The 21736-nt window shown below is 75.2% G+C and carries 18 protein-coding genes; 12 read left to right on the top strand and 6 right to left on the bottom strand.

What is annotated here, in order from left to right; all coding sequences use genetic code 11:
* Positions 1–4 precede the first annotated feature (4 nt).
* Positions 5–1354: an NtaA/DmoA family FMN-dependent monooxygenase gene (locus tag F7Q99_RS03110; RefSeq protein ID WP_326846194.1), complete on the top strand. Its 1350-nt coding sequence runs from the start codon at positions 5–7 to the stop codon at positions 1352–1354.
* A gap of 57 nt (positions 1355–1411) precedes the next feature.
* Here the strand turns inward: F7Q99_RS03110 and F7Q99_RS03105 are convergent, their stop codons facing one another.
* The 3 genes from F7Q99_RS03105 to F7Q99_RS03095 all read right to left on the bottom strand — a co-directional run bounded on the left by F7Q99_RS03105 (position 1412) and on the right by F7Q99_RS03095 (position 5228).
* A complete protein-coding gene (locus F7Q99_RS03105) occupies positions 1412–2620 on the bottom strand; it encodes an MFS transporter (RefSeq protein WP_153459964.1) in 1209 nt (402 codons plus the stop codon).
* A gap of 42 nt (positions 2621–2662) precedes the next feature.
* Positions 2663–3670 carry an HD domain-containing protein gene (locus tag F7Q99_RS03100; RefSeq protein WP_153459963.1) on the bottom strand — a complete coding sequence of 336 codons (1008 nt, stop codon included), beginning with the start codon at positions 3668–3670 and terminating at the stop codon, positions 2663–2665.
* Positions 3671–3878: 208 nt separating this feature from the next.
* The gene (locus F7Q99_RS03095) at positions 3879–5228 is read right to left on the bottom strand and encodes an aminotransferase class I/II-fold pyridoxal phosphate-dependent enzyme (protein ID WP_153459962.1); all 1350 of its coding nucleotides are present in this window, start codon (positions 5226–5228) and stop codon (positions 3879–3881) included.
* 260 nt (positions 5229–5488) lie between these two features.
* Between F7Q99_RS03095 and F7Q99_RS03090 the strand changes: the two genes are divergently transcribed.
* The 4 genes from F7Q99_RS03090 to F7Q99_RS03075 are packed head-to-tail and all read left to right on the top strand — an operon-like array spanning position 5489 to position 8122.
* On the top strand, positions 5489–6184 hold the full coding sequence (locus F7Q99_RS03090; RefSeq protein ID WP_326846193.1) for a phosphoribosylaminoimidazolesuccinocarboxamide synthase: 696 nt from the start codon (positions 5489–5491) through the stop codon (positions 6182–6184).
* On the top strand, positions 6177–6878 hold the full coding sequence (locus F7Q99_RS03085) for an SDR family oxidoreductase (RefSeq protein WP_326846192.1): 702 nt from the start codon (positions 6177–6179) through the stop codon (positions 6876–6878). Before F7Q99_RS03090 ends, F7Q99_RS03085 begins: the two co-directional genes overlap by 8 nt.
* Before the next feature lie 34 nt (positions 6879–6912).
* Positions 6913–7335, top strand: coding sequence for a hypothetical protein (locus F7Q99_RS03080; protein ID WP_153459961.1), 423 nt, complete (start codon positions 6913–6915; stop codon positions 7333–7335).
* Entirely contained in the window at positions 7328–8122 is a 795-nt protein-coding gene (locus F7Q99_RS03075; RefSeq protein ID WP_153459960.1) for an HAD-IIB family hydrolase, read from the top strand. The genes F7Q99_RS03080 and F7Q99_RS03075 overlap by 8 nt, the downstream gene beginning before the upstream one ends.
* Positions 8123–8421: 299 nt before the next feature.
* Here F7Q99_RS03075 and F7Q99_RS03070 read toward each other — a convergent pair whose 3' ends face one another.
* Both F7Q99_RS03070 and F7Q99_RS03065 read right to left on the bottom strand, forming a co-directional pair.
* Positions 8422–9195: a CbtA family protein gene (locus F7Q99_RS03070; protein WP_153459959.1), complete on the bottom strand. Its 774-nt coding sequence runs from the start codon at positions 9193–9195 to the stop codon at positions 8422–8424.
* A gap of 16 nt (positions 9196–9211) precedes the next feature.
* Positions 9212–9430, bottom strand: coding sequence for a CbtB domain-containing protein (locus F7Q99_RS03065; RefSeq protein WP_153459958.1), 219 nt, complete (start codon positions 9428–9430; stop codon positions 9212–9214).
* A 298-nt stretch (positions 9431–9728) separates the two neighbouring features.
* Here F7Q99_RS03065 and F7Q99_RS03060 point away from each other — a divergent pair, with 298 nt between their 5' ends.
* From F7Q99_RS03060 to F7Q99_RS03045, 4 genes are all read left to right on the top strand, one after another.
* On the top strand, positions 9729–10295 hold the full coding sequence (locus F7Q99_RS03060) for a histidine phosphatase family protein (RefSeq protein ID WP_326846191.1): 567 nt from the start codon (positions 9729–9731) through the stop codon (positions 10293–10295).
* Between the two features lie 453 nt (positions 10296–10748).
* On the top strand, positions 10749–11813 hold the full coding sequence (locus F7Q99_RS03055; RefSeq protein WP_153459957.1) for an iron ABC transporter substrate-binding protein: 1065 nt from the start codon (positions 10749–10751) through the stop codon (positions 11811–11813).
* A complete protein-coding gene (locus F7Q99_RS03050; RefSeq protein ID WP_326846190.1) occupies positions 11810–13375 on the top strand; it encodes an ABC transporter permease in 1566 nt (521 codons plus the stop codon). Before F7Q99_RS03055 ends, F7Q99_RS03050 begins: the two co-directional genes overlap by 4 nt.
* Positions 13372–14415, top strand: coding sequence for an ABC transporter ATP-binding protein (locus F7Q99_RS03045; RefSeq protein ID WP_153459956.1), 1044 nt, complete (start codon positions 13372–13374; stop codon positions 14413–14415). Before F7Q99_RS03050 ends, F7Q99_RS03045 begins: the two co-directional genes overlap by 4 nt.
* Positions 14416–14440: 25 nt before the next feature.
* Here F7Q99_RS03045 and F7Q99_RS03040 read toward each other — a convergent pair whose 3' ends face one another.
* Positions 14441–16207, bottom strand: coding sequence for a protein kinase domain-containing protein (locus tag F7Q99_RS03040; protein ID WP_195910985.1), 1767 nt, complete (start codon positions 16205–16207; stop codon positions 14441–14443).
* Between the two features lie 215 nt (positions 16208–16422).
* Here F7Q99_RS03040 and F7Q99_RS03035 point away from each other — a divergent pair, with 215 nt between their 5' ends.
* The 3 genes from F7Q99_RS03035 to grpE are packed head-to-tail and all read left to right on the top strand — an operon-like array spanning position 16423 to position 21711.
* Positions 16423–20532 (top strand): tetratricopeptide repeat protein, encoded by a 4110-nt coding sequence (locus F7Q99_RS03035; RefSeq protein WP_153459954.1) that lies wholly within the window; start codon positions 16423–16425, stop codon positions 20530–20532.
* Between the two features lie 43 nt (positions 20533–20575).
* Positions 20576–21001, top strand: coding sequence for a hypothetical protein (locus F7Q99_RS03030; RefSeq protein WP_153459953.1), 426 nt, complete (start codon positions 20576–20578; stop codon positions 20999–21001).
* Positions 20998–21711: a nucleotide exchange factor GrpE gene (gene grpE / locus F7Q99_RS03025; protein WP_153459952.1), complete on the top strand. Its 714-nt coding sequence runs from the start codon at positions 20998–21000 to the stop codon at positions 21709–21711. The genes F7Q99_RS03030 and grpE overlap by 4 nt, the downstream gene beginning before the upstream one ends.
* Positions 21712–21736 lie beyond the last annotated feature (25 nt).

The raw sequence follows: 21736 nt of genomic DNA, 5'->3' as shown, positions 1-21736 counted from the left end.
CGACGTGTCCGAGCGAGAACTGCACCTCGGGCTGATGTTCTGGGCGACCGGCACGCACGCCGCTGGGTGGCGCCATCCCGACGCCCGCGCCGACGCCGCCTACGACATCGGCCTCATCCAGGAGGTCAGCCAGGCCGCCGAGCGGGCCAAGTTCGACTTCGTCTTCCTCGGCGACCGACTGGCCAGCGACCCGGCCCTGCAGCACAGCAACCCGGCGCAGATCTCCCGGCTGGAGCCCTACAGCACGGCCATGGCGATCGCCGCCGCCACCACGCACATCGGCGTCGTGGTCACCGCCAACCCCACTTATTCCGACCCGTACGCCATCGCTCGACTGATGGCCTCGCTCGACCACCTCAGCGACGGGCGCGCGGCCTGGAACCTCGTCACCGGCGCGGACGCCGCGGCGGCACACAACTTCGGCCGGGACGCGCACTGGGACACCGCACGGCGCTACGACTGGGCCGAGGAGACCCTCAGGGTGGTCCGCGACCTGTGGGACGCCGCACCGGAGCCGGACGGCACCGGAGCCCGCCGGATAGACCACCGCGGCGAGTTCTTCTCGGTGGACGGCCCGCTGGACGTCGCCCGGCCGCCGCAGGGCCACGTCGTGGTGTTCAACGCCGGCACCTCGGACCGCTCCCGCGAACTCGGCGCCCGCGACGCGGACATCGTGTTCGCCGGGCCGCAGCCGACACTGGCCAAGCGCCGGGAGTACTACGCCGACATCAAGGCCCGGGCCGCCCGCCACGGCCGCGCCGACCACGTCGCCGTGCTGCCCGGCCTCACCCCGATCGTCGCGCCCACCACCGAGGAGGCGGTCGCCCTGCACGACCGGCTCAACGCGCTGCTGGTGCTCGACCCGGAGCGGGAGGTCGGCGACATCGTGCGGGCCGGCGGCATCGGCGAGGGCCACCAGCGCAACCTCACCTCCGCGTCGGAGGTGTTCGGGGTGGACGTGCGCGGCAACGACCTGGCCGCCGCCGTCCCGTCGAGCACCCTGGCCGCGGTCTCCGAGGAAGGGGCCCGGCGGCTCACCGAGATCACCCGGCTCACCCGGCGCACCGTCGACGGGCCGGACCGGATCACGTACGGGGACCTCGTCCACGCCACGCCCGCCCAGCTCTCGCACGTGGTGGTCGGCAACCCGGAGGAGGTGGCCGACATGATCCAGGAGTGGTTCGAGGAGGGTGCCGCCGACGGGTTCAACATCTACCCGGCGTACGTGCCCGGGGCCGTCACGGCGTTCACCGAGCTGGTGGTGCCGGTGCTCCAGCGGCGCGGGCTCTTCCGCAAGGAGTACGGCGGGCGGACCCTGCGCGAGCACCTCGGGATGGCCGTTCCGCCGCGCTGAGGTGCGTCCTGCGACGGCGTAGGCCTCCGGAACGCTGGTTCCGGAGGCCTACGCCGTTCAGTGCTGGGCCGCGTCGGCCGTGGCCGGGACCGGGGCTGCGACCGGTCCCGCGGCGAAGCCCTTCCGGCCGAGGGCCAGGATCGTCAGGGTGACGAGGGCGCCAGCGGTGCCGCACAGGGCCGCCCAGTGCTCGTTGGTGTGCGCCAGCACGTTGCCGACGGCCGCCGAGCCCAGCGAGGTGCCGGCGGCGAACAGCGTCACGAGCCAGGCGAAGGCCTCCGTGGTGGTCCCCGGCGGCGCCAACTCGCCCACCAGCACGAAGGTGACGGTCAGCATCGGAGCGAGGAACGCCCCGGTGAGCAGCATCAGCACGACCATGTAGCCCGGAGGCGGCACCAGGACCAGCAGCCCGTACCCGACCACCAAGCCGGCCGCGAACAGCAGCCCGCGGTTGGCGAGCGTGCCCGGCCAGCTGCGCGAGCCGTAGACCAGCACACCGGCGAGCGAGCCGAAGGCGTTCAGGGCCAGCAGGGAGGGCGCGCCGCCGGGCACGTCCCAGCGCTCCGCGTACGAGACCACCAGGACGTTCAGGGTGCCGATCGCGAAGCCCACCCCGATCAGCGCGCTGAGCAGGGTGACCAGCCGTCCGCTGCGCAGCGGCCCGAGCCAGTCGGTCGAGCGCGCCTCGGCCCGCCACTGCCGGGACGGCCGCGAGCTGGCCACCACCGCGACCCCGAACAGGCCGAGCAGCGCCTGGACGTACAGGGCGGCCGTGGGGGACCAGACGGCGACGCTGCCGGTGACCACCAACGGCCCGGCCACGAAGACGAGTTCCTGCGCGCTGGAGTCGAGCGCGTACGCCGATTCGAGCTTCCCCTCAGGGGCGATCGCGGGCCAGAGCACCCGCAGGCACGGCTCCAGCGGGGGCGTCATCGAGCCCGCGAGCACGGCGCCGACGAGGACGGCGGCGGGCTGGCTCGGCGCCAGCGCGATGGCGACGAAGCCCGCCGCGGCGAGCAGCGCGGTCGGGACCAGGACCCTGGTCTGCCCCCAGCGGTCGACCAGCCGGCCGAGCAGCGGGGAGCCGACCGCCGCCGCGATCGCGTACGAGCCGGCCGCGGCGCCGACGAAGCCGTACCCGGACCCGGCCTCGCGCAGCGCCAGCGGGATGGTGAGCGCGGCCATGGCGGAGGGCAGTCTCCCGACCCAACTGCCCAGCAACAGACGGGTGACGGAAGGGGAGCGGAGTAAGATCAGGAAGCTCATGAGCATCACCTTAGGGGGATCTACGCGCGTGTACACGTCGATTCATGGATTGGCCTGTACATGAAGACGAAGGACCGCCGGACGGTCCGTACGGGTCCCCACCTCGATGTCCGTGACGGCGGTCGCGCGGTGGTGGGCCAGGCCCGGCGCAGCGGTGATCCAGGCGTGCCCGGTGGCGTGGTCCGCCCACCACGCAACGCCGTCGCCGCGGGCCGTGCTGTGCCAGAAGTAGCGGTGCTGCTGGGCGGGCGGGAGGAGGGCGACGAGGGCGGGCGGCGCGTTGTGTAGGTCGATGCCGAGCAGGCGGTCCGTTTCGTCGAAGGTCAGCCAGACCTCGCCGCGGTAGCCGATCCGCACCAGCGGGCCGGTCGCCGGGGCGTCGAACACGGCTTGCAGGAAACCCGACTTCGGGTCCCAGTCCACCCGGGTCGCCGCCGCCGGGCCGGGATCGGGCTCGCCCGGGAGACGGCCCAGCTCGGCCTCCGTCCGGTAGTCGGCGGCCAGCCGGTGCACCAGGTCCATCCGGTCGGCGGCCAGGCGGCGGGCCGGCTCGGTCAGCAGCTCGCGCTCGGCCCGGACCAGTTCCTCGTACAGCTCCGGCGGGGCCGGCCGAGGACGGCCCGCGGCCGGGCCGTCCGGGTGCCAGGGCAGCCCCTCCCCGGTCAGCGCCCGCTGGAGCCCGGCCGCGCCCATCGCATCGATCCGCTCGGCGTCCAGCACGGCCGCACGGTACGGGGTCTCGGCGGCCGGTGAACCCGGGCCGACCACCGTGAGCAGGTCCCGGTGCAGTTCCCCGGGCACCCCCGAACGGGTCAGGAAGTCGAGCGCGCTGTCCCGGGTCCCGGCCGGGGCATCCCGCGCGCCGGGCAGGCGGAAGCGGTGGTACAGGTGGGCGGCGCAGCGGGCGGTGCCCGCGGCGAGCCCCGACTCCTCGGCGATCCGGCCCGCCAGCGCGGCGGTCCGGGAGAGGTGGCCGGTGTCGTAGGGCGCGTCGAGTGCGCCCAGGTCGGCGAGGGTGTGGTCGTACAGGCGATCGAATATCGACGTCACGGCCTTCGGACTCCTCGGTCCGTGCTGGGTGGGGGCGTGGAAACGACCTGCGCAAGCGCGTCCGGCGCGTGGTGACGGGCATCCGGTCGGGCTCGGCCGTTGGACACGGGTCGGTGGAGAGGCGGAACGGCCGACTTCTCTCCAGATCCGCCCGTCAGGATCGTTCGCACCGATCCGCCGTGTCAAGCACGCGTCAGGCCAGGCCCGTTCACGTCAGGCGCCCGCGTTCCGGATCGACCCGGAGTGCTGCGGCCACGTCGGCGGCCAGCGCGGGGAGCTCGTCCAGGGCGAGGCCCGAGACGGTCAGCCGCAGCCCGGGCCCGGACCGCAGCCGGAACGGCGCACCCGGGGCCACCGCCCAGCCCCGCTGCAGCAGCGCCACGACGGCCGAGGTCTCGCTGTGCACCGGGATCCAGACGTTGAAGCCGCTGCGTCCCCGGGCCGGGACGCCCTCCGCAGCCAGTGCGCGGATCAGCGCGCCGCGCCGCTCGGTGTAGTGGGCGGCCACCCGCGCGCGGTCCACCGACTCGTCCGCCAGCAGCCGGGCCGCCGCCCGCTGGAGCACGTGGCTGACCCAGCCGGTGCCCAGCCGCTGGCGGCCGCGCAGGCGGTCCACGGTGTCGGGGTCGCCGGTCAGCACGGCCAGCCGCATGTCGGGGCCGAGGAGTTTGGTGACCGATCGGACCACCGTCCAGTGCCGCACGACCGGACGGCCGTTCGCCGCGCACACCGGGTGGTACGGGGTGTCCGCGATGGCGTGGCCGAAGTCGTCCTCGATCAGCAGCACGTCCGGACGGTTCGCCAGCACCGCGCGCAGCTCGGCGGCGCGGCCTGGGCCGACCGTCGCGCCGGTGGGGTTCTGCGCGCGCGAGGTGACCACCAGGGCGGCGGCGCCGGCCGCCAGCGCCACCGCGACGTCCTGCGGGAGGGGCCCTTCGTCGTCCACCCCGATCCCGGTCATCCGCAGGCCGAGAGCCGGGAGCAGGTCGTGCAGGCTGCCCCAGCCCGGGTCCTCGACGGCGACCAGGTCGCCCGGGCGCAGCCGGGTCTGTAACACCCGCTCGATCGCGTCGAGGGCGCCCGAGGTGACGGCGGTGGTCTCGCCGGGCAGGCCGTCGGCTGCGAACTCCCGCCGGGCGATCGCCAGTAGGCCGGGGTCCACCGCGGGTCGGCCGTACAGGACCGGGTCGCGCAGCTGCTCGCCCGCCGCGAACGCCAGGGCGTCGGCGAGCGGCGGAAGCAGGCCGGGATCCGGGTTGCCGTCCGTCAGATCGCGGACACCGTCCGGGACTTCGAAGTGCAGGTGGGCGCGCGCGATGTGCGTCGGCCGGGGCGACACCCGGGTGCCGCGTCGCCCGCCGGTCTCGATGACGCCGCGGTCGCGCAGCAAACGGTAGGCCGCCGCCGCGGTGTTGGGGTTGACGCCCAACTCGGTGGCGAGCCGGCGGAGCGGGGGCAGGGGGCTGCCGGGGGCGAGGTGTCCGGCGGCGACGGCCTGCTCGACGTCGGCGGCGATCTCCGCGGCCCGACGCCCGCGAATCCGATGCTGCTCTGGCATGACGAACATTCTGCACGACTGCTTCCGGGCCTGTTCGGTGCCCGCTGAGTCCGCTCACGACCGAGTCGCGGGGCAGGGTCTTCGGCACACTTCTGATCCCGTCCCCGATCCTGTCATGATCACTTCTAAACCTGCCGAAGGCTCTTTCTTTCCGGTCACGCCCGTGCCAGACTTGCCGCACCGCTGATCATTTAAGTCCTGGCACTGCTTTGTGCCCGACCTCCTGAGAGCGACCTGTGGCTGCCTTAGATGCGGTTTCCGTGACTTCCCGTACTCCGGACATCGAGGGGCGGAGCAAACGGCTCTGGCATCTCGACGAAGGCCTCTGCCTGATCGAGATGATTCCCTCGCTCCGGAGTTTCACCTACGATCGCGACGAACTCGTGGACGGAACTGCCGAGTTGCGTCTCGACTTCTTCGAGTACGTTTCGGCTCGACTCGCCGAACGCGGTGTGTACACCGTTTTTCGCGAACGCGTGGGGCCGGTCAGTTACCTCGCGGACTACCGGCCGGCCCCGCCGTTCGAGGTCATCGTCAAGAACCGGGCCACCGGCTCGACCATCCGCAAGTACCCCGGGCTCTTCGAGGAGGGGCAGGTCCTCGACCGCCCGGTCGTGAAGTTCGACTACCGGGTCGACCCGGAGGACCAGCCGATCGGCGAGGACTACCTCCGGCTGCTCGGAGTGGACGTCGAGCACCACCGGCAGGTCGCGCTCGACTGCAACGCGGTGCTGCGCGAGCTGCTCGCGCCGCTCGACCTCTGGGACTTCTGCCTCGTCATCGCGCCCGACGACAAACACGGACTGGTCGTCAACTCCGAGATATCGCCGGACTGCATGCGCCTCAAGTCCGCCGACGGACGGCCCTACGACAAGGACATGTTCCGCCAGGGCGCCGGCCGGGAGGACATCCTCGCCCGCTGGGCCGAACTCATCTCGATGGTCTCCGGTGGGTGAGCCTGCGGCGCCACCGCTCGCCCTGGTGACGGGGAGCAACCGGGGCACCGGCCGGGCCGTCCGCAGCCGGCTGATCGCCGACGGGTACACCGTCCGCTGCCTCAACCGCTCCCCCTGCGCGGACCACGACGACCCCGTCACCGTCGACTTCGGCGACCCCGCCGCCGTCGCCCGGGCCGCCGAGCAGGTCCTCGCCGACGCCCCGCGCCTCGACCTGCTCGTCGTCAACGCCGTCACCCGCGGCTTCGGCGCGGTCGCGGACGTCACCGCGCAGGACTGGGACGAGGCCGTCGCGGTCAACCTCACCGCGCCCGTGCGCCTCGTCCAGGCCGCGTTGCCGCTGCTGCGCCGTGCGCAGGGGCACATCGTGCTCATGGGCTCGCACGCCGGGTCCCGGCCGTTCGAGGGCGGCGTCGCGTACTGCGCCACCAAGGCCGCGCTCAAGCAGGTGGCGGAGGTCCTGCTCATGGAGGAGCGCCGCCACGGGGTGCGGACCACCCTGCTCAGCCCCGGAGCCATCCGGAACTTCGACGACGACCACTCCGCCTACAAGATGAGCGTGGAATCCGTTGCCGAAGTGGTGTCCTGGGCGGCCTCCACGCCGCGCGACACCGTCCTCGGGGAGATCGAACTCCGACCGGGCAGGCTGGACACCCCACCTGTCGTCGGGCTCGACCGCCTCCAGCACGTCTGAAGGTGCACGAACTGCGACCGACAGGAGTGGAACCGTGGAATCGCACACCGGCACGGCCGGGATCTGCACGCCCGAGGCCCAATGGGACGAGGGGCGTGGGGAGTTCTCCGTCGACCTGCTGCCCGACGCGGACGGGCCGGGCGCGGCCGTGATGTCGTTCCGGACCGTCGCGTGGGTCGGGCTCGGTGCGTCCGGCGCGGTCACCTCGGTCGACGTCCACGACATCCCTGTTCAGGTCTCCGACCGGATCCCCCGGGTGGAAGGTGACGACGTCATCGGATGCGCGGTCGTCGACACCCAGTGGCTCTGGGTGCCGCTCGGCACCGGGCCGACGGCCCGGCGGCACGCGGGCAGGGCCGACGTCGAGGCCGTGGTGACCGGTGCGGGGCTGGCCCGGCTGACCCTGCGCTTTCTGGGAGAAGCCATGAAGAAGCCTCGGAGGGCTGACCATGGCTGACGGGTACCGGCTGCTCGCCTGCGATCTGGACGGGACGCTGCTCGACTCGTCCGGCGTGCTGCCCGGCGCCGTGTCGGACGCGCTCGGCCGGGCGGTGGCGGCCGGACTCGCCGTCGCGGTGGTCACGGCCCGCCCCCCGCGCGACGTGCCGGCCGAGATCCGGTCGGGCATCCCGCCCTCGGCCTACTGGGCGCACGGGAACGGGGCGTTGGTGTTCCGGCCGGGCGAACGGCGGCCGAGCCGGCAGCTCGTCTTCGACGCGGCGGCGCTCCATCGAGTCGCCGCCATCCTTGGGAAGGCGCATCCGGACTGGGCGCTGGCCTTCGACCTGCTGGACGGGACGGTCGTCCAGCCGGGCTTCCCGGAAGAGCTGGCGCGTCACTGGAGCGGGGTCGAGTGGCGGGGCGCGGTCGAGCCCGCGCGGCCGGTGGTGAAGGTGCTGGCCTGTCCGTTCGCACCGTTCGGCGCCGAACTCGTGGACGCCGTCCAGGGATTGGTGGGTTCCGACGCCGAAGTCACCGCGTCCGGACGACACTTCCTCGAACTCGGCCCGCGCGGCACCGGCAAGCACGGCGTACTCGCCTGGATCGCGGCGGACCTGGGCCTGCACCCCGCCGAGACGGTCGCCGTCGGCGACGGCCTCAACGACTGCGGGATGCTCACGCTCGCAGGTCTCGGCGCCGCCCCCGCGAACGCCCCCGACACCGTCCGCCGCGCCGCCGACCGGCTCCTGCCGAGCAACGACGACCACGCGGTGGCCCATCTGGTCGACCAGTTGCTCGCCTGATCCCGCAGACCGGCACCCAGCAGGACGGCGCGGCGCGATCCCAGTTGTGGGTCGCTCGCCATCTGCTGCGAGGCGGCCGGGAACTGCAGCACGCTCACTGCGGTCAGCTGGGCGGTCGCACATCAGGTTGCGGGGAATCGGTCCAGGAGAAGGGCCACCCGGGGTCGCTCAGCTCGCGGATGGTGCTCCTCCGCTCGGGTCCCGGATTCGCGGTCGCGGACGTGCCGAAGGCCGGTCGGGGCGACGGTGTGTCGTCCCGACCGGCCTTCGGTGCGCTGTGCGCGGAGCCCTCGCCGTGCTCAGTGCACGGGCGCCGTCGCCTCCGGGGAGGTCTCCCGGGTGACGGCGGCCGGGGTGGCGGGCTTCGGGTTGAGGAGCCGCTCGGCGAGGTGGCCGAAGAGCAGGCCGAAGGACGCCCAGAGGGTGAGCTGGATGGCCAGGGCCGCGAGGCGGAACTGCCAGAGCAGCGTGGCGGAGAAGTCCTCGGGGACCTCGTTGACGGCGGGCAGGAAGGCGAACGCGAGGCCGACCGCGACGGCGAAGCCGAGGACGGCGACGACGGTCGCGTACCAGTTGCCCAGGCGCGGAGCGAGCCGCTTGCCGACGATCACCGCGGCGATCGACAGCAGCACGCTGAGCGCCATCATGAGGAAGTACAGCGTGGTGCGTTTGCCGATGGTCTCCGGGTCACCGACCGACGGCGGGTTGGCGGGGTACTTGAGGAAGGGGACGACGTAGACCGCGAGCAGCGCCACCCCGGAGAGCAGGGCCGCGGTGGCCCGGGGGGTGAAGCGGCCCACGCGGCCGAGTGCGAAGCAGTACGCGAGCGCGGCGATGCCGCCGAGCGAGACGCCGTAGACGAGAACGCCCGTGGCCAGACCGGCAGTTGACTGCAGGGAACGGCTGACGACCTCCATCGCGGGTTCGCCGGCGGCGTGCGCGTCCTCGTAGGCGATCGCGGCGTCCACCCGGGGTTCGCCGAGCAGGTAGGCGACGACCAGGGCGAGCAGGCCGGCGCCGAGGCCGGCCAGCATGCCGCGGACGAGCAGGGATCTGACGGTTGTGGAGTTCATGCGGCGGTTCCCCGGGTCAGTGGCAGGGGAAGCCGAGCAGGTGGCGACCGTCGTGCACCCACTCGTGCACGTCCTCGCCGGAGATGAGGGAGGTGGCGCCCTGCTCGGCGCCGACGAAGTAGATGAGGGTCATCAGCAGGATGCCGAAGAACACGGCCCAGGGCAGGATCGCCTTGACGGAGATGGGGGCGACCGCCGGTGCGGCGGGGGCTGCGGGGGCGATGGGGTGAGCCATGGCCGACCTCTCTTCTGGGAACACGCGTCCCGTTCGATGGAGCACGGACGACGGAGGCGGGTCTGACTCACCGGCCCGTGACGGGGGTCATGGTTCCGGTTCCACAGTGGCGCGACCGTGCCGGATTCTCGCCGGCTTCCGCGCTCCGTCGTCTTGAGTTGTCGAAGGGACGGTACCGTGTCGGGACCGACCGGCCAAGGGGATTCGCAGGGGCTCGTAGGCGCGTGACCGGCACGGAAGGGGTGTCACACCCCGGTACGTATGCGTGCGGCCCCGTTCCGGCCCGAGAGGAGGGCGAGTGACCGTACGCGTGATGTTCGTCGCACCGGCGATCGGGTTTGAAGTTCGTGCGGCCCGCTTCGGTGATGACGGCCCGTCGGACGAGGCGGCTCTGGCGGCCGTCCGTTCGGCGGCCGGCACCTTGCCGACGCCCGCCAGGGCCTTCGCCTCGCCTTCGCTGCGCTGCCGCCAAACAGCCCAGGCGCTCGGCCTCGGCGCCGAACCGCTGCCGCAACTGGCCGACCTGGACGTCGGGTTGTGGCGCGGCCGAAGCCTCGACGAGGTCGCCGCGGCCGACCCGGCGGCGATCTCCGCATGGCTGTCCGACCCGGCGGCGGCGCCGCACGGCGGAGAGCCGGTCACCGCCCTGGTCGCCCGGGTGGGCGGCTGGCTGGACGAGCTGGCCGAGCAGTCCGGCCGGGTGGCGGCGGTGGCCGAGCCCGCGGTGGTCCGGGCGGCGGTGGTGCAGGCGCTCGGCCTGCCGCCCGGGGTCTTCTGGCGGCTCGACGTGCGTCCGCTGTCGGTCACGGAGCTGTCCGGGCGCGCCGGGCGATGGAACCTGCGCTGCGGGTGGGACCTCACGTAGGCCCCGGGACCGGCTCTCCGGGGCGATGGCCTTCTCGGCGGCCTTCGTGGTCGGCAACAGCCCTCGGCTCCGCCGCTTCCGCTGACGCCCTTCAGGCCCGGGCCCCGGAACCCACCGGTTCCGGGGCCTTGGCGTTTCCGGGCCGTCCTTGTACGGCCTTGGTGATTACGCAGCGTGGTTGGGATCGCCGGTGGCACCATCTCGCGATCCGTCGTATACGGCAGCTCTGACCTGCGCTTGGAGGTCGGTTTGCCTGTGCTTGGCGGTTTGTCCATCGAAGCGCGACCCCAGCGAGACTCCGCCGAGATGTGACGCTCCGAAACTTGTTAGGCAAGCCTTCCCTGGCCTAAGTTCTCGTGACGCCAGGCCGGCGCTCCGCGTCCCACGGTCCCCGACGACCCGTCGTGGAAGCGCCCGTCCGGCCGACCCCCTGCCCCACGGAGGACCCTCACCATGCTCGGAACCGTCCGGCCCCTCGCGGGCCTGTCCCTCGTCGCCGCCTGCGCCGTCGCCCTCACCGCGTGCGGCAGCTCCGGCGGCAGCGCCGACGGCTCGCCCGCGCCCTCCGGCTCCGCGGCGCTCGCCGGCCAGACCATCACCGTCTACAGCGGCCAGCACGAGCAGACCGTCAAGGCGCTCACCGAGGACTTCACCAAGCGCACCGGCATCAAGGTCGAACTGCGCTCCGGCGACGAGGCCGAGCTCGCCAACCAGATCCTCCAGGAGGGCGCCGCCTCCCCGGCCGACGTCTTCTACGCCGAGAACCCGCCCGCGCTCACCGTCCTCGGCGACAAGGGCCTGCTCGCCCCGGCCGCCGCCGACACCCTCAAGTCCGTTCCCACCGCGGACAGTTCGGCCAAGGGTGACTGGGTCGGCATCTCCGCCCGCACCTCCGCCTTCCTCGCCGCCACCGGCAAGGGCGCCGACACCGCGCCGCCCGCCTCCGTGCTCGACCTCGCCAAGCCCGAGTGGAAGGGCCGCCTCGGCATCGCCCCCGGCGAGACCGACTTCGCCCCCGTCGTCACCCAGGTCGTCAAGGCCAAGGGCGAGGACGCGGCCAAGCAGTGGCTCAAGGGGCTCAAGGACAACGCCAAGGTCTACGACAGCAACGAGGACCTCTCCACCGCGATCAACAGCGGCGAGGTCGAGGGCGGCGTCATCGACCACTACTACTTCTACCGGATGCGCGACGAGAAGGGCGCGGCCGCGACCCACGCCACCCTGCACTACTTCCCCAAGGGCGACCCGGGCGCCCTCGTCGACGTCTCCGGTGCGGCCGTCCTCAAGAACGGCAAGCACCAGGCCGCCGCCCAGGCCTTCCTCGGCTACCTCGCGAGCGCCCCGGCGCAGACCGTCATCGCCGGCTCCGAGAGCTACGAGTACCCGCTCGTCGCCGATGTGAAGGGCAAGCCCGAACTGCCCGCCCTCGACGGCATCGGCGCCGTCGCCGACCCGGCCCAGCTGGGCGACGGCAAGCAGGCGCTGTCCCTGCTCCAGGACGCCGGTCTACTCCAGTGACCTTCCCCGTCCGCGCCCACGGCCCGTCCCCGCTCCGGCGGTGGCGGGCCGCAGGCCTGCTCGCACCCGTCGCCGTGGCCGTCGTCGCGGTCGTCGCCTCGCCGCTCGGATTCGTCGTCGCCGAAGCCGCGCAGGCCGGCTGGGACCAGACCCGGCGGCTGCTCGGCCGCCCGCTGATCGCCACCCTGCTCTGGCACACCGTCAGCCTCGCCGCGGCCGTCACCCTCGCCACCGCCGTCCTCGGCTTCGGCGCCGCCTACCTGGTCGAACGCACCGCCCTGCCCGGGCGGCGGGCGTGGACCGTCGCCCTCGCGCTCCCGCTCGCCGTACCGGAGTTCGTCCGCGGCTACTCCTGGGTCTCGCTGTTCCGCTCCGTCCACGGTTACTGGGGCGCGGTGCTGGTCATGACCTGCTCCCTGTACCCGCTGGTCTTCCTGCCCGTCGCGGCCGCCCTGCGGGGCGGGGACGCCGCCGCCGAGGAGGTCTCCCGCTCGCTCGGCCGCGGCCGGCTCGCCACCCTGTGGCGGGTCACCCTCCCGCTCACCCGGCCCGCCCTGGCCGGCGGCGTCCTGCTCGTCTCGCTCTACCTCCTCGGCGAGTACGGGGCGTTCGCGATGCTGCGCTACACCACCTTCGCCACCGCCGTGTTCACCCAGTACAAGCTCGGTTTCGACGCGGCCTCCGCCTCGCTGCTCACCCTGGTGCTGGTGGCCCTCGCCCTGCTGCTCGTCGGGCTGGACGCCTGGGCCGGCCGGCACGCCCGCGTCACCCGGCACGGCGCCGTCGCCCGCAGCGCCCCGCCCGTCCGGCTCGGCCGGTGGACGGTACCGGCGCTCGCCGGCCTCACCACGCTGGTCGGCGTCTCGCTCGGGGTGCCGGTGTACGCGCTCGGGTACTGGCTGATCAAGGGCAGCTCGACGACCCTGCCCTCGGCCTCCGTCCTCGGCGCCACCCTCGCCACCCTCGGCTACGCGCTCGGCGCGGCGCTCGTCGCCACCGCGGCGGCCGTCCCCGTCGCCCTGTACGCGTGGCGGCGCGGCACCCGGCCCGCCCGGGCCGTCGAGCGCGTCGCCTACCTCACCCGGGCCCTGCCTGGCATCGCCGTCGCGCTGTCGGTCGTGCACTTCTCCGTCCGCTACGCCCGACCCCTGTACCAGCAGCCGCCGATGCTCGTCGCCGGGTACGTCGTCCTGTTCTTCCCGCTCGCCCTCACGGCCGTCCGCGCGGCCCTCGCCCAGGTGCCGCCCGGCGTCGAGGAGGCCGCCCGCTCGCTCGGCACCCGGCCCCTCGCCGTCCTCGGCCGGGTCACCCTGCCGCTCGTGCTGCCCGGCCTCGGCGCCGCCGTCGCCATGGTGGGCCTCACGGCCTCCACCGAGCTCACCGCGACCCTCCTCCTGCGCCCGACCGGCACGCAGACCCTGGCCACCCAGTTCTGGGTCTACACCAGCGGCCTCGCGTACGGGGCGGCGGCGCCGTACGCGGCCCTCATGGTCGCGCTGTCCGTCCCCTCCGTCCTCCTGCTGACCCGCCGCACCCTCGGCCGCCCCGGGAAGAACTCATGACCGGACTCACCCTCACCGCCCTGCACGCCACCCACGGCCGCAGCCCGGTCCTCGACGGCATCGACCTGACCGTCGAGGACGGGGACCTCGCCTGCATCCTCGGCCCCTCCGGCTGCGGCAAGTCCACCCTTCTGCGGGTGGTCGCCGGCTTCCACCCGGCCGCCGCCGGGCAGGTCGTGCTGCACGGCCGGGTGCTGGACGACGGGCGGCGCAGGCTCCCCGCCGAGCGCCGCAACATCGGCCTCGTCCCGCAGGACGGCGCGCTCTTCCCGCACCTCACCGTCGCCGCCAACATCGGCTTCGGACTGCCGCGCGCGCAGCGGCGCGAGCGCGTCGGCGAGCTGCTGGAGCTGGTCGGCCTCGGCGGTCTCGGCGAGCGCCGCCCCCACCAGCTCTCCGGCGGGCAGCAGCAGCGCGTCGCCCTCGCCCGTGCGCTCGCACCGCGGCCGGGACTCCTGCTGCTCGACGAGCCGTTCGCGGCCCTCGACGCGGCGCTCCGGGCCGAGCTGCGACGGGAGGTCGCCGCCACCCTGCGGCAGGCCGGGACGACGGCGATCCTGGTCACCCACGACCAGGACGAGGCCTTGTCGTTCGCCGACACCGTCGCCGTCCTGCGGGACGGGCGCATCGCCCAGGCCGGCACACCCGACACCCTCTACCACCGCCCCGCCGACGCCTCCGTCGCCCGCGTCCTCGGCGAGGCCAACCTCGTCCCGGCCGAACTCACCGGCGCCCGGGCCCGCACCGCCTTCGGCACCCTGCCCGTCGCCACGACGGCTCCCACCAGCCGCCGCGGCCTCGCCCTGCTGCGCCCCCGGCAACTCCGCCTAACCGCCGACCCGGCCCCCGGCGCCGTCCGGGCCCGCGTGCTCGGCTCCGACTTCCGCGGCCACGACCACCGCATCGAGCTGCGCCCCGAGGGCACCGGGCTGCCGGACACCCTGATCGCCTACTCCGAGCTCCCGTGGGGCCCCGGGGAGGCGTACGTCGGCGCGGCGGGCCCGGTCCACGTCGTTCCGGAGGCGGCCGGCAGCGCCTGAGGTCACAGCTGCTCGGGCCGCCGTGTCACGCCTCGCCCGGGTCCGGGAGGGGCACCGACTGCCAGCGGTAGCCGGCGTCCTCCTGCCAGCACTGCAACTCGCCCTCGACCATGGCCGCCAGGCACAGGCGCCAGTCGTCGCCGACGGCGAGGGCGACGCGGGTGGCCGGGCGGAGGGTCGGGCGCCACCAGCGCGGGCGGCGGGAGGTGCCGGTGGCGGGAAGGCGGAGGCGGACGCCGCCCTCGCCGGCGAGGGCGATGGTGGGGCCGCCGCGGTGGCCGGCCATGGCGAGGCCGAGGGCGGGTTCGCCGTCGCCCGTCTCGGATCCGGGCCCTGCCGAGCCCACGGTGTGCAGCCGGACGGAGCCGTCGGCGTGGAGGGTCGCGGCCTGGGGTCCGGCGGAGGTGCGGGCGAGGGCGGCGGCGCGGACCGTACCCGGCGGCCCGAGCGGGGTCGGGGTCGAGCCGGTGCGCCAGGACAGCACGCGGCCCCCGTGTTCGACGAGGACGAGCCACGCGCCGGACCGTTCCTCGACGGCGGCGAGGACCCGGTCGGCGGGGCAGCCGGGCAGTTCGCGGCCGGTGAGGGTGCGGCCGGGAGCCCAGCGGTAGGAGTGGAGGGCGCCGCCGGCGGCCGTCCAGACGGTGAGTTCGCCGGTGGAGTCGACCGCGCCCGCCAGTCCGGTGACGCCGCGTGCGGCCTCCCACCAGCCGGTGGCCGTGCCGACCCACAGGGCACCGGCGCCGTCCTCCGCGCACAGGACGAGTTCGCCCTGGCGCCCGGCCCATCCGAACACCAACTCCCGTACGGCGACGGGTCCGTGACCGGGCGGCAGGCGGTGTGCGCCGTGGCCGGCCAGCACGACACCGGCGGCACCGGCGGCGGCCACCAGTGGCCGGCCGGCGGCGTCGGGCAGCACGGCCAGGCCCGTGGTGCGGGGCGACGGCCGGTGGGCGCGCAGGAGTTCGCGTCCGCGGGCGGCCCAGGGGCCGAGCGGGGCGGGGCGGCGGTCGGGGTCGCGGGCGAGTGCCTCGCAGGCCCACTGGGCGATGTCGTCGCCGTAGCCGGCGGCGAGGAGTTCGGCGCGGGCCTGTTCGGCGGCCGACCGGTGGTCGAGCCGGCCGTGTTCGGGGAGCAGGAGGGTGCGGGCGAGGGTGCCGACGGCGAACAGGTCCTTGCCGGTGGTCGGGAAGCCGCCGACCTGTTCGGCCTCGGGCGGGACGTGGCCGGGGGTGAACACGGCGACGGTGAGGGTGTGGTCGAGCGGGGCGAGGAATGTGAGGTCGATGAGCTTGACCTGGCCGTGGGCGTCGACGAGGACGTTGGCGGGGGAGATGTCCCGGTGGACCCAGCGCTTGCGGTGCAGTTCGTCGACGATGCGGCAGAGCCGGGCGAGGACCTCGGCCGCCGCCGCGGGCCCGGCGCGGTTGGCGCGGGCCCAGCTGTGCAGCGGGACGCCGTCGACCCACGGGGAGATCTGGTAGCCGAGGAGGCTGCTGGTGGGCATGGTGCCGGGCCGGTGCGGGGAGGGGCCGAGGAGGAAGCTCGGGACGACGAGGTCGGTGACGCCGAGCCGGTGGGCGTTGTGCGAGACGTCGTCCCAGCGGCCGAGCCAGCGCCGGACCTCGGAGGGGTCGCGTTCGAGCATGATCTTCGCGGCGACGAGCTCCTTGAGCCCGCTGTGGCCGGTCCGCACGGCCCGCCACACCTCGGCCTCGCCGCCCCGGTGGTGGAACTCGAGGAGCTCGTACTGCTCGGGGTCGAACTCCGGTCCGAACCGGAGCCCGGGCACCCAACGCGCGACCCCCGCCTGACGCCTGACGCCGGCCCGTGGACAGCGGGCCGGCTGCTCGCGCTGCCCAGGATAGTGCTCGTTCCTGTGCCGCCGCCCCACCGAGGCCCTATCCTGATCCTCGCTGAGCAACATCATGAAATAACGTCAAATCATGATCGACATCGGATAGTTGATCATGTCGGGGGCGGTTTTGGAGCGCAGGGGGACGGCGCATGGCGCAGCTCGCGGTGCTGCTGATCGTGGTGGCACTGGCCGGTGTGGCCGGCGTCCTGCTGGTCCGGCGCCGGCGGGCGCTCGACCCGGAGTCGGTGACGAAGGCGCTGGCCCGGGCGGCCGAGCGGCTCGCGGCGGGCAGGACGCAGCAGGCCCGGCGCCGGTACGCGCAGCTGGCCGGGCGACTGGCCGCGGCACCCGAGGCGCTGCACGGACAGCGCGGCCTCGCCCTGCTCGGGCAGGCCGAGGCGACGGCCGCCGCCGGCGACGCGCAGGCCGCCCTCGCGCTGCACCGCGAGGCCTTCCCGCTGCTGGTCGACCCCGCCCGGCAGCTGCCCCGGTGGAGCCTGCACCGGTTGGCGGAGGAGCGGATGCGGGCGCCGGGCGGCGACCTCGGGCCGCTGCTCGCCTTCCTGCAGGCGACGGCCGGAGGCGCCGAACCGGGTGCCGAGGCGGAGGCGGCGGCCCGCGCGCTGGACTGGCTCCAACGGCTCTGCCGCGAGGGCCCGCCGGAGCAGCGGGAGACCGCGACGCGGCACGCCCTCGCGGCGCTGCCGGGGCGGGACTGGCCGGTGCTGGCCCGGGCCGCCGTGCTGCGCGGCAGCGACCGCGCGGCGGAGGCCGAGGCCCTGCTGGCGGGGGCCGTGCGGGACGGCGGCGGCGAACTCTGGTTCCGCTGGGGCGCGCAGCTGTTCGCGCTGCACCGGGACGTGCCCGCCGTGGCCGCCTTCGACGAGGCGCTGCGGCGCGCGCCGGGCGAGGCGTACCGGTGGTCCCGAGGCCCGGCGCTGCGCAGCGAGTGCCTGCTGTTCCGCGGCCTGGCCCGGCAGCGGCTCGGCGAGACCGAGGCGGCCTGGACCGACCTCCAGGCGGCGGCCGACCAGGCCTCCTGGGACCCGCGCCCCCGCTACGCGCTCGGCCGGCTCTCCCTGCTGCTGGGTGCCGACGACCGGGCCGCCGAGCAGTTCACCGCCGCGCTCGCGGCCCAACCCGCCTTCGCCCCGGCCCGGTTCGGCCTGGCCCTGGTGCACGAGCGGGCCGAACGGCCTGCCGAGGCCGCCGCCGACTACCGCGCCGGCCTCGACCTGGCCCCGGACTGGCGCCCGGCCCGGGTCCGGCTCGGCGCGGCCCTGCTCGCCGCCGGACGGACGGCCGAGGCGGAGCCGCTGCTGCGCGCCGAGGCCGGGGACGACTCCCGGTGGGGCCGGGTCGCGGCCTTCCACCACGGCCTCGCGTGTGCCCGGTCGGACGACCCGGCGGGCGCCCTGGCCCGGTGGGAGCCGCTGCGCGAGCACGGCCGGCCGGGCGACGACCTGGGCGACCGGCTCGCCCTGGTGCGCGACCGTCTGGCCCGGCGATGCCTGGCGGCCGACCCGGCGACGGCCCGGCAGCTGTGGCAGCAGGCCGCCGCAGACGACCCGGCCGCCCCCGGCTACCGGCAGGCGCTGCGCGAGGCGGCCCTGCGCGAGGCTGCGCACCTGCTCGTCACCGGCCGCGATCGCCCCGAGACGCGCGCGCACGCCACGGAGGCGCTGGCGCTCGCGGACTCCCTGGCCGGCGCCGTGACCGGACGGCAGGGGCGCCTGCGGGCCGCGCTCGCCCTGGCCGAGGGCAGGCCGCAGGCGCTGCCCGGCCTGCTCGACCCCGCCGCCGGCCCGCGCGACCGCTACCACCTGGCGGCCGCCGCGCTGCTGGCCGGCCGCCCGGTGCAGACGGTCGCCCTGCTCGCGCCGCTGGAGGCCGACCCGGCGGGCGATCCGGCCCTCGCCCGGCTGCGTGCGGTGCTGGCGGAGCGGGCCGGGAACTGGGCCGTCGCGCTGGCGTGGCACCGGCACTTCCTGTCCGCGCCGGGCCCGGCCGGCGCCCTGCCTCCGGGCGTTGGGGGCACGGACTGCGCCGTCTGCGCCCGTCCGGCCGCCGGCGCCTGCGGGGGCTGCGGCCGGGAGGCGTGCGCCGCGCACCTGCACCGCCCCGCCGACGCCGCCTCGCCGCGCTGCGTCCGCTGCGTCGGACCCGCCCTGCGCGCCGTCCTGGACTGCGCCCGCCGGGCCGGCACGCCCGAGCTGGCCGAACCGGCTCTCGCCGCCTGGGCGGACGCGCTCGGCGAGAGCGCCGCCGCCGCGCCCGTCCGGCTCGACCTCGCCCTTCTGCGCGCCGAACTGGGCCGCCTGGACGAGGCGTTGGCCGAGCTGCCGGAGGCCGCCGCCCGGGAGCGCACCGCCGTCCTGGTCCGCCGGGCCGCCGCCCGCCTCGACGGGGGCGAGCCCGGCCCGGCCGCCGGCGACCTGCGCGAGGCCCTGCGGCTGACGCCCGACCACGCGCAGGCCGCCGCCACCCTCGCCGTGCTGGCCGAGCACGAGGCCCACGGGCACGCGCTGGCGGGCCGCCGCCGGGAGGCCTGGCACGCCTACCGCGCTCTGCTGCTCACGGACCCCGCCCACCCCCGGCTGCTGCACGCGCTGGGCCTGGCCGGGTACCGGCTCGCTTCCGGTGGCGGGGCCGGCATCGACGAGCGGGTCTGGGAGTGGACGATCGGCTGCCTCGTCGCCGCCCTGTACCAGCCCGACCTGTGGGCGGAGTCCGTCCGCGTCACCGGCCGACCGGCCGAACCTCCGCGCATCGCCGCCGCCCGCGCCGCGCTCACCGAGCGCCTCCGGGAGGACCTTCGCGCGCTGGACCGGGCGGCCGGGCGCAGCGGCGACGAGGTCACCGCGTGGACGGTCCTGCTGGGCATGGAGGCCCACAGCGCCGACGCGTTCGCCCAGGAGGACCTGCGCATCGCGCTCCCCGGGGGCCCGGCCCGGCGCCTCGTGCTCGGCCCGACCCTCGCGCGGCTGCTCCGGCGGGAGCCGGAACTCGCCGACTGGGGCGGCTGGTTCGACGAGGCTATCCGACCGGCAAGGTCCGGAGGATCCCAACTCGCCCGTGCTCTGGGGCTGTTCGGTGAGCTCGGCCCGCAGCGCTACCTGCTGATCCAGGGCCGGCAGGCCGCAGCCGTCAGTGCGCTCGACGCGATCCCAGAGGCCGAACGCGGCCCGGAGTGGGAGGCGTTGCTCGGCGAGACCCTGGTCAGCCAGGCCCGGGCGCACCACCGCAACCAGGACTGGCGCGAGGCCCTGGACTGCCTCACCCGCGCCCTCGACCTCCTCGGCGCCGAACTCCCGGACGACGTACCGCGGATCGCCGCCGAATCCGGCCTGCGCGCCGCCCGCGCCCTGCTCAAGAGCAGCGACGACGACCAGCAGGGCGCGGCCGAACTGCTCGAACGGGCCTTCATGCTGGCCCCCGACCACGCCGAGGTGCGCGGTGACCTCGGCGCCACCTACGCCCAGTGGGCCCGGAAGATCAACAACGAGACCAAGGACTACCCCCGCGCCCTCACCCTGTTGCGCAAGAGCCTCGTGCTCGCCCCCGGCGACCCGACCGCCCGCCACTTCATGCTGGCCGCCCTCGGCAACCGGGCCGGCGAGCTCAGCCAACCCGACTCCACCGACGAGGAGTTGACGGAGGCCGCCGACCGGTGGCGCGAACTCGCGAGCCTCGACCCCGACCCGGACCACCGGCTCGGCCTCGCCTACGTGCTGCGCCGCCTGGCCCGCTCGGCCGCCCTCGCCGAGGACCGCCCGCTTGCCGTCGCCCGGATGACCGAGGCGCTCGACGCCGACCCGGAGTGGGACGGCGACCCCGCCCGGGAGGCGCCGCGCCGGATCGGCGTCATGCTGGCCAACCACGTGCTGGACAACCTTGAGGACAGCCCCTTCCGGATACGGGCCGACATCCTCCGCAAGGCGCTGTCCTACGACGACTCGCCCGACGTCCGCCGGCTCATGGTCAGCGTCTGGCGCGGCGAGGCCATCGGCCACTACGAGGCCGGACGCTTCTCCGGCGCCGCCCGGCTGCTGGAGGAGGCGCTCGGCCTGTCCCGTGCCCCGGAGGACATCGCCAAGCTGCACACCGAACTCGGCGTCGTCTACGGCGCCTTCGCCGTCAACCGGGCCAACGCGCGCGCCTTCCGGGAGGCCCGGCAGCTGATCCGCCAGGCCGTCGAGCACGACCCGGACGACCGCGAGCTGCGCGCCCTCCAGCGCCGGATCAACGCGCTGCACTGACCGGCGCACCAGGGCCGTTGCCGCTGTAAGGAGACCACCCGCCATGCCACTGCACGAACCGTCGCCGTACGAGGTCCTGGGCGTTCCGATCACCGCCGGGGCGCGCGAGATCAACCTCGCCGTGAGCCCGGCGCTACGGGCGGGCCGCTACACCCGCCAGCAGATCCAGGACGCCGCCGGCCTGCTGCGCCACCCGGACCGGCGGCTGGAGGTGGACCTCCAGCAGCCCCTCCCGCCCGAGCCGGTCGACCACGCGGCCGAGCTGCTGGCGCCGGCCCTCGCCGAACCGCTGCTGGTCGTCGACCGGCCCCGGCTGCCGCCCGCCGACTCCTTCCTGGCGCTCCACCGCGCCGAGCTGGCGGCCGAGTTCGCCGAGCCCGCCCCGGCCGGGACGGACCCCGAGCCACCCATCCCCGCCCGCTTCGCCGCCGACCTGTCCGTGCTGCCGCAGATCGAGGTACCGGAATGACCACGACCCGCCCGCCGTCGTCCGAGCCGCTCGCACCGCTGCCCGTCCCGCAGCGCGCCCTGGAGCTCGACCTCGACCAGGCTTTCACCCAACTCCTCTTCCGGGCCTCGCTGTTGCAGCGCAAGCGGGCCGAGGAGGCGGAGGCCGCCCGGGCAGCGCAGCGGGACCTGCTGGGCGTCCTGGTCGAGGTGGACGACGCGCTGGCGGCGCTCGGCCTGGACGGCGAGCTGGTCCAGCTCGGCCGGGGCGCCGGGATCGAGGCCACCCGCCGCCGCCTGCTGGGCCGGCTCGCCAGGGCCGGGGTGCGGCCGATGCGGCTGGAAGGGCTGGCGGCGGACCCGGCGCTGACCGAGATCGTGGGCAGCGAGGCGCGGCCCGGGGTGGCGCCGGAGACGGTCGTGCGGACGGTGGTCACCGGGTTCTTCTGGGGTGAGGACGTGCTGCGCCGGGCCCAGGTGGTGGTCGCCGCGTACGTACCCGGAGCCGAGGTCCCGGCCGACGAGGTGGAGCGGGCGCTCGTGCCGGAGCCGAAGCCGGAGGAGCCCGAAGGCGTCGAGGAGCCCGCAGAGCCGAAGCCGGACGAGCCTCGGCCCGACGAGCCCGGCCACGCCGCCGCGCCGGTGATTCCCGCCCAGCCGAAGGCGGCCCGGGCCCGCGTCCGGCGCGGCGGCGTGGCCCCGGGCGGCCGGCGCAAGCGGAAGAAGAAGTAGGACCACGAGGGGCAAGAGGGGAACG

The sequence above is a fragment of the Streptomyces kaniharaensis genome (genome assembly GCF_009569385.1).
GTDB classification, from domain to species: Bacteria; Actinomycetota; Actinomycetes; order Streptomycetales; family Streptomycetaceae; genus Kitasatospora; species Kitasatospora kaniharaensis.
This window is presented reverse-complemented; position numbering and strand designations above follow the sequence as displayed.